Annotated in this window: 13 protein-coding genes and 1 pseudogene; 3 read left to right on the top strand and 11 right to left on the bottom strand. The window is 58.2% G+C overall.

The window, feature by feature from the left end:
• Positions 1-35: 35 nt before the first annotated feature.
• The 3 genes from OHL21_RS19355 to OHL21_RS19345 all read right to left on the bottom strand — a co-directional run bounded on the left by OHL21_RS19355 (position 36) and on the right by OHL21_RS19345 (position 2462).
• Positions 36-761, bottom strand: coding sequence for a ZIP family metal transporter (locus tag OHL21_RS19355; RefSeq protein ID WP_263418949.1), 726 nt, complete (start codon positions 759-761; stop codon positions 36-38).
• A gap of 75 nt (positions 762-836) precedes the next feature.
• Positions 837-1355 carry a DUF4149 domain-containing protein gene (locus OHL21_RS19350; protein ID WP_263418948.1) on the bottom strand — a complete coding sequence of 173 codons (519 nt, stop codon included), beginning with the start codon at positions 1353-1355 and terminating at the stop codon, positions 837-839.
• A 252-nt stretch (positions 1356-1607) separates the two neighbouring features.
• Positions 1608-2462, bottom strand: a complete 855-nt coding sequence (locus OHL21_RS19345; protein ID WP_263418947.1) for a zinc metalloprotease HtpX — start codon at positions 2460-2462, stop codon at positions 1608-1610.
• Positions 2463-2558: 96 nt separating this feature from the next.
• Here OHL21_RS19345 and OHL21_RS19340 point away from each other — a divergent pair, with 96 nt between their 5' ends.
• Positions 2559-3578, top strand: coding sequence for a metallophosphoesterase (locus OHL21_RS19340; protein ID WP_263418946.1), 1020 nt, complete (start codon positions 2559-2561; stop codon positions 3576-3578).
• Between the two features lie 235 nt (positions 3579-3813).
• On the opposite strand, the gene OHL21_RS19335 is transcribed toward OHL21_RS19340, so the two are convergent.
• The 7 genes from OHL21_RS19335 to OHL21_RS19305 form a co-directional block, all read right to left on the bottom strand.
• Complete coding sequence (locus OHL21_RS19335; RefSeq protein ID WP_263418945.1) at positions 3814-5082, bottom strand: carboxypeptidase-like regulatory domain-containing protein; 1269 nt, start codon at positions 5080-5082, stop codon at positions 3814-3816.
• Between the two features lie 156 nt (positions 5083-5238).
• Entirely contained in the window at positions 5239-7503 is a 2265-nt protein-coding gene (locus tag OHL21_RS19330) for a penicillin acylase family protein (protein ID WP_263418944.1), read from the bottom strand.
• Between the two features lie 194 nt (positions 7504-7697).
• Entirely contained in the window at positions 7698-8063 is a 366-nt protein-coding gene (locus OHL21_RS19325) for a VOC family protein (protein ID WP_263418943.1), read from the bottom strand.
• Positions 8064-8465: 402 nt separating this feature from the next.
• On the bottom strand, positions 8466-8732 hold the full coding sequence (locus OHL21_RS19320; protein ID WP_263418942.1) for a hypothetical protein: 267 nt from the start codon (positions 8730-8732) through the stop codon (positions 8466-8468).
• Entirely contained in the window at positions 8732-9232 is a 501-nt protein-coding gene (locus OHL21_RS19315; RefSeq protein ID WP_263418941.1) for a cytochrome c-type biogenesis protein, read from the bottom strand. The genes OHL21_RS19320 and OHL21_RS19315 overlap by 1 nt, the downstream gene beginning before the upstream one ends.
• 17 nt (positions 9233-9249) lie before the next feature.
• A complete protein-coding gene (locus OHL21_RS19310) occupies positions 9250-11301 on the bottom strand; it encodes a heme lyase CcmF/NrfE family subunit (protein ID WP_263418940.1) in 2052 nt (683 codons plus the stop codon).
• Positions 11302-11430: 129 nt separating this feature from the next.
• Positions 11431-11826, bottom strand: a complete 396-nt coding sequence (locus tag OHL21_RS19305; protein WP_263418939.1) for a response regulator — start codon at positions 11824-11826, stop codon at positions 11431-11433.
• 275 nt (positions 11827-12101) lie between these two features.
• Here OHL21_RS19305 and OHL21_RS19300 point away from each other — a divergent pair, with 275 nt between their 5' ends.
• Both OHL21_RS19300 and OHL21_RS19295 read left to right on the top strand, forming a co-directional pair.
• Positions 12102-13877 carry a sodium:solute symporter family protein gene (locus tag OHL21_RS19300; protein ID WP_263418938.1) on the top strand — a complete coding sequence of 592 codons (1776 nt, stop codon included), beginning with the start codon at positions 12102-12104 and terminating at the stop codon, positions 13875-13877.
• 10 nt (positions 13878-13887) lie between these two features.
• On the top strand, positions 13888-14136 hold the full coding sequence (locus OHL21_RS19295; protein ID WP_263418937.1) for a hypothetical protein: 249 nt from the start codon (positions 13888-13890) through the stop codon (positions 14134-14136).
• Here the strand turns inward: OHL21_RS19295 and OHL21_RS19290 are convergent.
• A pseudogene (locus OHL21_RS19290) lies at positions 14133-14264 on the bottom strand (IS481 family transposase); the annotation flags it as partial. The gene OHL21_RS19295 and the pseudogene OHL21_RS19290 overlap by 4 nt on opposite strands.

Raw genomic sequence — 14264 nt, 5'->3', positions numbered from 1 at the left:
CCGAATTTTGCGGGAAACGTCGCTTAAGAAAGCCCTTAACCAGCGATGAGACGAAGTAAAAAGAAGATCGCGACGCCGGCAAAGAAGACAAGCGCCATGCGAATGCCGGGCTCACGGTTCACCTCTGGGACAAGGTCTGTGGCGGCTACATAGATGGTGACACCCGCAGAGACCGGCAGGCCGATATGCACCCATGAAGGGAAGATATTGATAAGAAAGACCCCGGCGAGGGTAGCCAGACCCAGCGAAAGGGCAGCATTCAGGGCCGTCTTTCGGGACTGTCCACTGGCCAGCATGACTGAAGCTACCGTGAATCCCTCGGGGAGCTTGTGCAGGAAGACCGCCAGAAAGACGATGTAGCCCAGCCAGTTCGAGATCAGGAAGCCTGAGGCGATCGCCACGCCGTCGAAGAGCGTATGGACCCCCAGACCCAGGAGTACTGAGTACGATTTGTAGCGGGCGATGAACTCGTCATGATGGGTCTCTTCACCGAAGTGAAAGTGGGGTGTGATGGTGTGCTCGATCAGATGGACGCCGCAGTAGCCCACCAGTACCAGCAGCGGAGCCCAGGTCGGCGCCAGTTTCAGGCTTTCGGGAAGCATCTCCAGAACGGCGGCAGCCAGCATAAAGCCCGAACCCAGGGCGACGAAATAACGCAGCGAGCGCGTCGTTGGCGAGCGGCGTACGAGCAGCAGGCCGCCGAAGAAGTCGGCGAGACCGGCGACAGTACCGAGAGCAAGGCTTAGGGCAAAGGCAGACATCAGGAGAGTTCAGTTAAATTCTTTCCAATCAATAGTCTCTCATTGGATGGGGCCGGGGCGGAAACGTTGCAGCAGCTACACGGTCCGGTCTTGCGGCAAATCTTCGCTCGCCATGGCAAGTGTGACTCCCAGTGCGCAGAGGAGGACAATCTGCTCCAGACGCGTGGAAACCTGGTGCAGGCGGTCAAAGTCGGCTCTTTCCGGATTAGTGAGCGGGAGGTTCGTGAAATCACCACCCACCAGCTGGCGATCATGTTCCATCAGCGGCATGATGTGGAAGCCGATATACATCGTCAGGCACAGCATCAGCGCGGTGAGGCTGACGATGGCCAGCATCTGCAGCCGGTTACGATGGCTGCGCTGATAAAGCAGGACCGTGGTCAACGCAAGAACAATGCCGCAGCCAAGACCTACCCAGTGCAGCCGGGTAAGGCATAGTCCGACGATAATGCCGGGGATCCGTGTGTTGCCTTGTGTCATCTCCAGCACCTGAGGAGAGAAGATCGCGGGTGCGGCGATGGCGCCGAAGAAGACGATGCCGCCCATCCAGGCGATAAGCGAGAGCAGCCGGAGGGAACGAAGAAAGGCAACCATGCTTCAAGTGTCGTCGCAGCAAGGGGCTTGGGGCAAGTTAGCCACGATGGTCGATAGATTCGATTTGATTCTTTGTCAGGAATTTAGGGGCGTTCGAGCCCACCCTAGCGTTGCGAGGGTGGGGCACCCGGGTAGGTAAGCGCTGAAGGCGCGCTCTATACCAGCCTGGGGCAACGCCCCAGGTTTCGATGCCCACAAGATGTTAAAGGGCTGAAAGGCCCGCTCTATAACTCTGCAGTGAGGGTGAATTTGCTAAATCCGATCACGACCGATGAGGCGCTGCACGCGTTTTTCCATCGGAGGATGTGTGCTGAAAAGTCCCGCCAGATCGCTGGCGCGCAGGCGTGGCGCAGAGATGAACAGGTGTGCCGTCGATGGCGTTGCATCCATTGGCAGACGGCGTGAGTATGCATCAATCTTCTGTAGTGCGCGCGCCAGGGCATACGGGTTTCCGGTCAGCTCTGCTCCGGAGGCATCAGCGGCATACTCCCGCGAGCGCGAGACAGCAAGCTGGATCAGCATAGCTGCGACGGGCGCAAGAATCAGCATCAGAAGCGCGCCGATGCTGCCGCCGCCGCGCTCACGACCGTCCCGGTCTCCATAGCCGCCAAAGATCATGGCAAAGCGGCCCATCTGCGCCAGCAAGGTAATGGCTCCCGCGATCGTCGCTGCAATGGAGCTGGTCAGGATGTCGCGATTGCGTACGTGTCCAAGCTCATGAGCGAGCACACCCTCCAGTTCCTCGTCATCCAACAGATCCAGAATGCCCGCGGTCACGGCGACGGAGGCATGCTTCGGATTGCGCCCGGTCGCAAAGGCATTGGGAGACTCTGTAGGCAAGAGATAGATCTTCGGCATAGGCAGGCCTTGCTTGTAGGCAAGCTGCTCCACGATGGAATACACCCGCGGGAGCTGTTCGCGGGTCGCCGGCTGCGCGCGATACATCGCCAGGGCGATCTTGTCCGAGAAGAAATAGCTGACGAAGTTCATGACGGCAGCCAGCAGAAACGCCAGTACCATGCCGTTTTGCCCGCCGAAGTACTCTCCCACGAACATCATCAGCAGGGTCAGGGATGTCAGCAACATGGCGGTTTTCAACGTATTCATAGGCGTTTTCGTCCTTCTGCCTATTAGACGTGGCGGGGTCGGCCGACGATGCTGGGCAGTCACCCGCCGTTCATACGTCAGTGATATACCAGGCGTATGGAAAACCTCCACCTCGATCGTCGCCGCTTTCTGCGGCAGAGTTTTGCTTTCAGCGCGACGGCGCTGTGGGCTTCGCGCCATGGCCTGGCCAAGGTGATGCCGAAGGATCCGGCAGCAGCCGAGTTGCTGATGCTGGGTGACTGGGGATATCTGAATCCCGCCGCACAGCAGGTTGTCGCCAAAGGAATGGCCGACTATACGCTTCGCGAGAAACTGAAACCGCAGGCGCTGCTGATGCTGGGTGATAACTGGTACGAAGCACTGGAGGGCGGTGTGGACTCCGAGCGCTGGAAGACCGGTTTCGAAGAGATGTACCCGAAGAGTGTCTTCGACTGCACCGCATATGCTGTGCTGGGCAACCATGACTACCAGTATTTTCCGAAGAGCAAGGTCGAAGCAGAGCTGGAGTACGCTCGCCGCGGCCACAGCCGCTGGACCATGCCGGCGAAGTGGTACACCTTCGAGTTCCCGAAGAAGAATCCGCTGATCACCTTCATCGCGCTCGACAGCAACATGCCGCATCCGATCGCTCCGCGGAAGGACGGCAAGCCGACGATCGATTTCACTCTGACAGAAGAGGAGCGCGTCGCACAGCTCGCATGGCTTGAAGCTGAGCTCCAGAAGCCACGCAAGACTCCGTTTACGGTCGTGATCGCGCACCATCCCGTCTTCTCCGACGGGCCGCACGGTGACCATCAGATCCTGATCCGCGACTGGGACCCGCTCTTCCGCAAGTACGGTGTGCATGCCTATCTGGCGGGACATGATCACGATCTGCAGCATCTGGAGTTCGAAGGGCATCCGACGACCTACTTTCTGTCAGGAGGTGGCGGTGCGGACCTGTATGACCTCAAGGTCGATCCCACGGTACGCGGGCCGTATGCACACAAGGTCTACGGTTTCAGTCACCTCTCGGTGACACCGAAGAAGCTGATGCTGCAGCATCTGGATGGAGACGGTCGTTTGCTACACGCCATCGAGAAGACGCCGGAAGGCAAGCTCACGGTTCTGAGCTAGGGCGTATTGTCCCCGCTTTTGATTTGTCATTTCGGAGCGTTAGCGGAGAAATCTGCTTTTCTACCGAGGTTTCCTACCAGGGTAAGAGAAAAAGGATCCCTTCGGGATGACAAAAAAGGTCGCGCGAAGCGCGATGCCCCAACGCTAAGCCCCGGCGAACAAGTTCGCCGGGGCCCCACCCTTCGCGGTAAAACTGCCAAACACTTAAGGCTGCCCGCGGGCAGCCTCAAGTTATTTACGACCGGTTGATCGCGCGTTTGAGTACAACCTCTAATGCGGCCTTCTGTTCCGTGTATTCCGCCTCGCTCAACTTTCCGGTTGCACGATCTGTTTCGAGAGCGAAGAGCTCGTCCTTAAGCGTCTGCAACAGGGGAGGAGCGGACGGTGCAGCGGGAGCGGTTGGCGCAGCTCCAGCCGTTGCGGCAGCGGGCTGTACGGGCTTGCCACTGAGGAAGAACCCTGCTGCAACTGCGAGCAGCAACGCCAAGCCGCTGAGAATCCACCACTTGTACTTGGTTAATGGATCGGGTGTATCGATCGGCGTTCCCAGTCCACCGCCCGGCTTGGTATCAGTCGCTGCCGATCCGCCTGTCGCTGCTGCCTGGCTATCGCCGCCAGCCGCCGCGGGCTGGCCATCAGCGCTGGTCTGTGCTGCATCGCGCGGCAGTTGGCCGGTACCGGAGACGGTAAATCCAAGCTTGGCGCCGGGAGCGATGTCACGCGCGACATACGTCTGTGCATTCAGTTCTTCGACAAGGTTGTACTGCGCTCCTGCGGCTGCCTGGAATTTGAAGGTCTTCGGCATCATCAGAGCGATAGTGCCGGTCTTCATCGTCGGGCGGGGTCCGAGCGTCAGCGTTCCGTTATAGGGCAGCTCATAAGAGACCTGGAAGCGTGTCTCGCCGGGACGGATGGGAAAGACAAACGCGTAGTGGCCCTTTTCTTCCAGAGGTATCGGCGAAGACTGCACCGGCATACCGCCCGGTCCAAGTGCTGCAGAACCGGATATAGTCGCGTCGGCCGGCAGCCAGAAGTCAAAGGGCCGGTCAGAGTACTGCGTCTTCTTCGGGTTGGAGTCGTTCTTTACGAAGAAGTTCTCAACCACGCGCATCCGCTTTCCGCTCTCGTCGGTCTGCAGACGCATCACGTCTGCCTCCCACTCGATGCCGTTTACCTTGGGAGCGCTGTCGAAGACCTCAACCTCAACGGACTCTGTTCCCGGAGGAGCGGGACGGAAGTACGGCGTTTTGTCATGCGTGACGCGCACCAGGTGAATGCCGGCATCCGGTACCTGAAGCGTGAATTTGCCTTTGGCGTCGGTAGTAGTCTTGGTGGACTCCTGCATGCCCTGCTGCAGGCGGATCAGCGTTACCTCGTCGCCGGCGGAAGGCTTGTTGCGCGTCGAGTTCATGACGGTGCCGGTGATGGTGCCCTGCGCGGCGGCAATGGCAGGAATCGCGAAGAGAAGGGAAGCGCACAGGCGCTGAAACTTAGAGGAAGTCACCTCTTCAGGATAAAACGGACGGCCCCGGCTGCACGGTATTCGTACAGTCGGGGCCGTCGGTTACTTTCCTTGGCCGGGTGCCCCACCCTCGCAACGCTAGGGGCAAAGAATACCCCGGATCACTAACAAACTACAAAACGAATTTGCCGATATACCTTACTTCAGCGGGTCGCGCTTTTCGAGGTTCCCTTCCACGTCCTTGCGGCTCAGCCACAGGTCGCGCCACTGTTTGTCGCGCATCAGCGGGAGCTGGTCGGTGTGGTGTTTGCAGCCCGGCTGCGAGCAGTTGCCATAGCTGACCAGCACCTTGGCATGCGGTACTTTGCTGAACTCCACCGCCATGGTGATGGTGTCGCCGTGTACCGGTGTTTTGATTCCGTTCGCAATCGGCCCGAAGGTGACGACGCGAAAGATGCCCAGATTGCCGTAGCCTCCGTTGCCTGGCAGGTCCACCCCGTCAATGGGGGCGCCACGTTCCGCGGTAGTGTTGCCGTCCGACTGGCCATTGATCTGGAAGCGCATCACGTCACCCCAGGGGCGATCGAGCGCGCCATAGGTTTTGATGGTCTCGTCGATCGCTTCATCGAGCAACTGCACAGCGTACTTCGGGTCCTTCAAGCCACGTGGAGTGGTCAACGGTTCCTCCACCTTGTAAGGAACAGCAAAGTTTCGTGAGCCGGAGGCGGTGGAGATGGTCAACTGCGCATTGGTGAACTTCTGCGACCAGACATAGAAGAGCAGGGCTCCCCGGGAACTGGCTTCGGCGTTGCGGTCCCAGCTCTTTAGTAGATCGGCAGCCTTCTTCGTCCTGTCGCTGCCGTACTGGTTCACAGCTTCAAGAAGCTCAGGCAACATGCGGTCGGCAAGCTCCATATGAGTCGAGAGCTTTCTGGCCGTCAGTGCATCGAAGCTGATCTTCTTGTCCTCTGAAAGCATGCGCAGGCCGCGATCGGAGCGAAAGTGCGGAAACTTCGGAGCGACGTAGGGGGGATACTCCGCCGGATCTAACATCGTCGGCCAGCCCGCATCCCACGGCGGTTCGTTGGAGTTCTGTACATAGCCTGACGGTGGATCGATCAGCTTCGGCAGCCGCTCGTAAGGGAGATATTCGTTCCACAGATACTTCGAATCGTCACCTGGAACCACGCCGCCCCAGAAGGCATAGTCACCCTCGCTACGCTTGGGTAGGGTGGAGGCGAAGAAGTACATGATGTGTCCATCACGGTCGGCGTACATCACGTTGTACATGGGCAGTTGCAGGCGTTTGAGTTGTGCCTCGTACTCGGCAAAGGTATGGGCCGTGTCCATGTGCCAGTACTGATCCAACATCTGCGGCTTATCGAGTCCGGCGACACGGAGGGAGATGGGTGAGCCGTTGTCGGTTCGAATAATGGGGCCGTGAACCGTAGACTTGATCGTGAGTGCCTGCTCTTCGGTGCTGCCATCCGGCTGCAGGATCTTGAGGGTGTGCGTCTCTACTTTGAAGGGAAGCACCTTGCCATCGAAGAGATACCCATCGTCTTTGAGAACGATCTTGTAGAGGTCGGCTCCATCGTTGGTATTCACCGTGTTGGTAATGGCATTATAAGGCGAGAAGCTGAAGCGTAGGACTGGAAGGCCAATCTGCGTGGCGCCGGAGAGGTCGATGCCCGGCGCCGTGAGCTGCACCTGAAAGTAGCTCTGTTCGCCGGCCCAGGCCAGGTGCGGATTCATCAGTAGCATGGCTTTACCGCTGGCCGAGTGCGAGGGACCGATAGCCCAACCGTTGGAGCCGTCTTCCATGTCCATATTTGGAGCAGCGGGATCGTCGTCTACAAAGGGAGCCATGCGAGGCTCTAACGCGGCTTCGGAGGTACCCGCATTGCGCGCCGGAAACATGAGGCGCGGTCCTGCCACGAAGGTGAAGTTCACGAACTTCTCTTCATGCGTGATGATGTCCAGCGTCGTTACGGGCAGGACACGCTTTGCCTCCGCGCTCAACGTGTCGCCGTGGGCCGCGGCATAGGCATTAATGCCGGCAGCAAAGGCATCGAGATATTTACGGAACTCCGGCGTCTGCGCCGCCAGCCACTCCTCGCCGCGCTGCGGAATTCCGTTGGTCCACACCCAGGTGTCGTTGTTGAGATTATTCGCCGCTGGGCTGATGGGATTTCCTTTCAGTCCCCAGTACTCTGCGGCTCTGCCGCGCGCATTGCCGTAGACGGTGAGCAACAGGTTTCCATGAGCTGCTGTCTGTGCCCATCCATAGGCGTAGAACATATCTTCAACGGACTTCGCGTAGATGTGCGGAACACCCCACGTATCCCACAGAATCTCAGTGCCCTTCTGTGGGGTGTACTTTGGCGGCTCATGGCCGGCCGCCAGCAGCGGAGAGGAGAGAAGCGAAGACACAACCAGTAAAGCAGTGCGGCGCAGACTCACAGCAGGACTCCTGGATGGATTGTGCGGCTTTAAAAGGAATGTAACATCGAGGGGCAGTGGCCGATCAGGTGAATATGGCTCTGGCAGAGCCCGTTGCTGGACGTTGAAAGTTAAAAGTTGAAAGTTGAAGACGTACGGTATAAGTACCCAAGCGAAGGCTTAGCCCTTATTCAATTTTTCAATCATTCAATTCTTCAATTCCCAATCGGCTGTCCGAAGGTGATCCAAAAGCGGTTGCAATCCCGCAGGATGAACTCACGCATGCCGTACTCGGTGTCATGCGGTGGCTCAACGATGTCGACCCGTTTATGAAGACGCTCGTATAGTGCGTCCACGTCTGAGGCGTAGAGGTAGAGATCGAATTCGCGCCGGAAGGCCTCACTGGGGTGGCCTCCAATGTTCAGCATGATCTCGCTGGCGCCGTAACGCACGCGCGCCCAGTTCATCTCGCCGCATTCAATGTTTTCGCCTGTTTTGGTGAAGCCGAGGACGGAGACGTACCACTCCACTGTCGCTCGAACGTCCGGCACATGGATCATCGGGAAGATCGACTGGGTCATATCCCCTCCGCGGTGCCACTATCGTAGCGCGGGAGAGGTGGGAAGTGGATAGTCAAAACCGGAGTCCTTCGCCCGGGGGCGGACAATTTGTTTGTGCGGTTTCTTCAGAAGATTGGGGTATTCCCTACCCCACCCTAGCATTGCGAGCGTTCACTCCAACAACAAGTTCGTTGGGAACCGCGAAGGGTGGGCACCCGGCAGACATGAGAATAATGAAACAAAAGGTTCCCTGGCTCTAAGCGCTGAAGGCGCGTTCTATATCACCTGGGGCAACGTCCCCAGGTCCTTAGCTTTTGCCTCCGAAGGGTTGAAAAGCAGGTCCTTCACTTCGTTCAGGATGACAACGTTTTGTCAAAAAATTCTGATACACCACCCTAATACTGCTGATGCGGAAAAAATGCCTTATGCGCGTTCCAGGCGCTCCATTTCGCCCATGATCTCTGCCGCTTCATTCTCCAGCAGAGACCGCTGGGTGACGTAATCCTCTTCCGGATATTTTCCGGCCTTGTACTCGAAGTTCAGGTCGCGCAGGTTCTCGTACACGGCGTCCTTGCGCTCGCGGAGATAGTCGAGGCGCGACTTAGCGCGCTGCGAAAAAGGGTTCTCGGCCGGCCAGAAGATGTAGGTCAGCGAGGCAAGAGTCAAAACAGCAGCGGCAACCAGTCCCATCAGTATTCCGTCTCCCGGCGAATGCGCTCACGCATCGCGTCGTTCTCCGGCAACTGAACCGGAATACCCTCGGGTGTAGTCACAGTATTTCTACGGCGGCGTACCCAGGTGCGTACCAGAAAAGCAGTGCCGATCGTTGCCAGCAGAAAGACGGCTACGGGAGTAATCCAGGCCACGGTATCGAAGCCGCCGCGGATCGGCGCGGCAAGAATCGTTGGACCGTATTTCGCGGCAAACCAGTTGAAGATCGAAGTATCGTCGCCGCCGCTCGCAACTTGTGTCCGTAGCTCGCCGATCATCCGGTCAGAGTCCGGGCAGCCCACATGGTTGCACTCCAGCAGAATCTGGCCGCAACCGCAAGCGCACATCATGGCGTGGCCAATCTTGTTGAAGCGCGTACCGCTGTCATCCGCAGCAGCCATCAGAAGAACGGCTCCAAATAAAACCGCGCCGAGTTGCACCATGCGATGCCGAAGCGTGCGTGCGAAAAGGCGATGCATGAAAGAAGAAATCTGCATTAGTCACCACTCCCAACCGCAACGGCTTCTGTATGCATTACACGAGAAGCTGCCAGCGCCGGTTTGATGGCCGGTGCGAGTGCAACGAAGGTTCCCAGGATGATGATCAATACCCCGATCCAGATCCAGGCGATCAACGGATTCAGGAACGCCTTGATAATTGGCTTGCCTGTCTCCGGATTCTTGCCCTCATAGATGACGTACAAGTCGTGCTGCAGGGTTGAACGATTCGCCACGATGGTAGAGTTCGTCTGACTGGCGCTGTAGAAACGGTGTTCAGGCGCAAGCTGCGTCACGTAGTTGCCATGACGATAAACATCCAGCAGGGCGTACTCGGTGTCGTAGTTGGCGTTCGAGTCTTGCGTGTAGGACTGGCAACGCAGTTCATACCCACCGATATTGATCTTGTCGCCGAAACCAACCTCCTGTTCGGTCGACTGATTGAAAGCTCCTCCCGCAATACCGACAATGATGACGACTACGCCGAAGTGAACGATGTAGCCGCCATAGCGACGCGTGTTGCGCTGGATCAGTTGTAGCGAAGCGGCGAAGAGGTTCTTACCGGTCTGCGTCCGAACGACGTTGGCGCCGCGCAGAAACTCCGAAAGGATCGCGGTGATGACGCCGGCGCCGAGAGAGAAAGCCATGAGAGAGTAGAGCTCAGACTGATCTTCCCAAGGGCGGATATGCGCAAACATCAGGCCGATAGCAGTGGCGACAGTCGCAATCGACGGTAGTACAAAGTTCCGGCGGATCGTCCGCAGGGTGGTGCTGCGCCAGGCCAGCAATGGTCCTACACCCGTAAGGAACAGAAGGAAGAGACCGATCGGCAGAGCGACGCGGTTATAAAACGGCGCTCCGACTGTAGCCTTGGAGCCCTGCACATACTCGCTCAGGACCGGGAAGAGCGTGCCCCATAGCACTGTGAAGCAGGCGACCAGCAGGATGAGGTTATTGAAAAGAAAGCTGGACTCGCGGGAGACGATCGATTCGAGCTTGTTCTCTGTCTTCAGGTGATCGCGCTGCCGTACAAAGACGAAGAGGCAGACGCAGAAGACGAGAACGAGGAAGCCGTAAAACCAGTTTCCAATGCTGGATTGCGCGAACGCGTGGACGGAGCTCACCAGGCCGGAGCGCGTCAGCAGCGTTCCCAGCACTGTAAGCATGAAGGTGGAGAAGATGAGCCAGACATTCCAGCTCTTCATCATGCCGCGCTTCTCCTGCATCATCACGGAGTGCAGGAACGCCGTACCGGTTAGCCATGGCATCAGGCTGGCGTTCTCAACCGGGTCCCATCCCCAGTAGCCTCCCCATCCGAGCACCGAGTACGCCCAGTGCGCGCCCAGGAAGATGCCGACGGTCAGGAAGAGCCAGGTCACCATTGTCCAGCGACGGGTGATGTGAATCCACTTCTCACCGGGGTAGCGCATGATCAGCGCGCCGAGGGCGAAGGCGAACGGAACGGTGAAGCCCACATAACCCAGGTAAAGCATCGGGGGATGGATCACCATCTCCGGATACTGCAGCAGGGGATTGAGACCGAAGCCGTCCGGGGGAATCTCGCCCGGCTGGATGGAGAACGGCGGCGCGGCGAAGACCAGCAGGAGCAGGAAAAAGACCTGAACACCGGACAGGATCGTAGAGGCGTGCGCAGTCAGCCGTACGTCGACCTTATGGCGGAGGCGCAGGACAAAACCGTAGGCAGCCAGCAGCCAGCTCCACAGCAGTAGCGAACCCTCCTGCCCGGACCACAATGCAGAAAATTTGTACGCCGGATGCAGGTCGCGGTTGGTGTGGTGGAGGATATAGGCCACCGAATAGTCATTGGTGAATGCCGCCCATACCAGGGCGAAGGCCGCGCAGGAGACTGCGGCGAAGGTCATGATGCCGGCGCGGCGGGCAGTCTCTGAAAGGCGCTCAGGGGCGATGCGACCGGCGCGGCCGGTTGCCATCTGCCAGAGCGATGCCCCTCCCATAGCCAGGGAATAGACAGCAAGCACGAGGGCCAGCAGCAGGGAGAAACTGCCAAAGGTAGGCATGGGGTGCGGCATGAAGGGCTCCACCGCTCATTTTCTCAGGCCAGAGGCATGCCGGGCAATGAGGTTGCGCGGTTAGCGGACTGATCGGCCGAAGATCGCGCGTCGGCCGCCATGTCACGATCAGGTCCCGACCGGTTCCAGCTAGGCGATATCGCGTTTTTCGCCGCCATTACCTGGATGGATGAGTTGGTGGACGCTGGCCAGAAGGTTATCCGGCAAAAGTGGTTTCAGACGAAAGTTCACGTTCAGGTCCACATATTCATCCTCCGCCTCTTCCATGCCGCTAATAACCAGCACAGGCAGGGTCGGGGCAAAGGTGCGAAGCTCGCGCACAAACTCCGCCCCGGTCATGCCGGGCATGATGTGATCCGTAATCACCAAGTCGATGACTGCGGGAAACTCATTGGCTCGAAACTGCTCCAATGCGCGTTGCGGATTCAGGGCGGGGATGACGAAGTAGCCGGCACGCTTCAGAATCGTCTGCCGCGTGGCTGCCTGGACCGCGTTGTCGTCAATCAAGAGAACCGTCGGTTGCATACGTTTGTTCGGCAGGAAATGAAGCATAAGTACTGCAATCTTTCGTGGGCCCCTGATCGCTGGGAGACTCCGAGCTTCATATTAGCCTGACCGTCATCCCGCGCCCGAGTGGCACGCGACGCAGCCGAACTCTCCTGGTTAACGACGTACGATGCACCTCCCCTTGGTAAGGTTGCCGACACCCGCAGGAAAGGGCTTCCGTGAGATATCACTAATCCGGTTAGAATGAGCGCGATGACGATGTTGCCCAAAATCGTCAGGACTGGATTGCATACGTGACCCTGACCTTCATCGACTGGCTGATTATGCTGGTCTATTTCGTTTTCGTGCTCGGCATTGGATTTACGCTGAAGCGTTACATGCGGACCAGCAACGATTTCTTCCTTGCCGGTCGCTCCATTCCGGCCTGGATCTGCGGTCTGGCCTTCATTTCTGCCAACCTGGGAGCTCAGGAAGTCATCGGCATGGGCGCCTCAGGCGCTAAATACGGCATCGCCACCAGCCACTTCTACTGGATCGGCGCGGTCCCTGCCATGGTCTTTGTCGGCATCTTTATGATGCCCTTCTACTACGGTTCAAAGGCTCGTTCCGTGCCGGAGTACCTGCGGCTGCGCTTCGATGAGAAGACCCGGGCGGTCAATGCCTTTAGCTTCGCCATCATGACCGTCTTCAGCTCAGGCATCTCCATGTATGCCATGGCGTTGCTGATTCAGACGTTGGGTCTGTTCCACGGCATTATTCCCGACCAGTACATCTTCCATGTCTCGATCCTTCTCAGCGCCGTCATCGTGCTGGCCTATATCTTCCTGGGCGGACTCACGTCGGCCATCTATAACGAAGTGCTTCAGTTCTTCCTGATCGTGGCCGGCTTTGCGCCGCTGGTCTGGGTGGGCTTGAAGAATGTCGGCGGATGGCATGGAATTCAGCAGCGTCTGCCTGGTCCGATGACGCATTCCTGGCAGGGTATGACCCATGCCAATACCAACCCGCTCGGCGTGGAATGGTTCGGCCTGGTTATGGGACTCGGCTTTGTGCTCAGCTTCGGCTACTGGTGCACGGACTTCCTCGTTGTCCAGCGCGCCATGGCGGCTAACTCTGAGGAGAGCGCCCGCCGCGTTCCTCTGATCGCAGCCATCCCGAAGATGTTCTTTCCCTTCCTGGTTATCCTGCCCGGCCTGATCGCGGTCAGCGTTCCTGCGGTGCAGCATGCCGCGCAAAACCATCTCGTCGGCGCCAGCACTGCGGGAACGAGTCTCGGGATTATTCCGCAGAAGGTAAACCCGGTCAGCGGAGCTCCGATGCTCGACGATAAGGGGCAGCCGGTCTATAACTACGACCTTGCCATTCCGGCCCTGCTGCTCCATTATTTCCCGTCCGGTATCCTCGGCCTGGGACTCACCGCTCTGCTGGCAAGCTTCATGTCAGGTATGGCCGGCAACGTCACTGCCTTCAATACGGTGTGGACCTACGACATTTATCAGAGCTACATCAACAAACGCGCTACCGATGCTCACTATCTGATGATGGGACGCATAGCGACTGTCGGCGGCATTCTGCTCTCCATCGGTGCGGCGTACGCAGCGACTAGCTTCAACAACATCATGGATGCGCTGCAACTGGTCTTCAGCTTTGTGAACGCGCCGCTCTTCGCCACCTTCCTTCTGGGCATGTTCTGGAAGCGGACTACCGGACACGGCGCCTTCAGCGGTCTGATTCTGGGTACCGGTGCAGCTCTGCTGCATCATGGTCTGACACTGCCGCAGGATGCGGCTCCCGGCCTCCATGGTGCCTGGATCAAGCTCGTCCACACTTATCCGAGCGACATGGCGCAGAACTTCTGGACCGCAATTGTGGCCTTCTCCGTCAATCTGCTGGTGACTGTTGCCATCAGCCTGATGACGAAGCCGCGGCCTGAACCCGAACTCGTCGGTCTGGTCTATTCGCTCACACCCAAGCCGGTGGAGGAGCACCTCTCCTGGTGGCAGAAGCCGGCATCGCTCGCGATCGCTGTGCTGGTCTTGCTGGTGATTCTCAACCTGGTATTCGCATAAGGAGGAACGCATGGGACTCGATATCCGTTTTCCGCTAGGCCTGATGTTTCTTGTGACCGGTGGCTTGATGACCGTCTATGGATTCTTCACCCGTGGCTCAGCCATCTATCAGAAGTCGCTGGGCGACAATCTGAACCTGCAGTGGGGAATCATCATGTTCCTGTTCGGCGCCGTGATGTGGTACCTGGGCAAGCGTCAGAGCTGGAAGAACGATCCGGTGAATCCGCGGCCGTGGGAGCGGCCGCAATACCCGCACTAGATGTGGTGTCTCAACAGGTTGTTGTCTTTGAGGCCGGATCTGCTGATGGGTGGAGCTTGATTGAGGCTAGCATGAGGTCGGTGCCAGTTGTACTGATGGATCCATGGTCTGAGGTGTTGTGCTCGCTG

Origin of the sequence: Terriglobus albidus, assembly GCF_025685425.1 — a bacterium.
GTDB lineage: Bacteria > Acidobacteriota > Terriglobia > Terriglobales > Acidobacteriaceae > Terriglobus > Terriglobus albidus.
The sequence above is the reverse complement of the archived record's forward strand: the minus strand, read 5'-3'. Positions and strand labels throughout refer to the sequence as shown.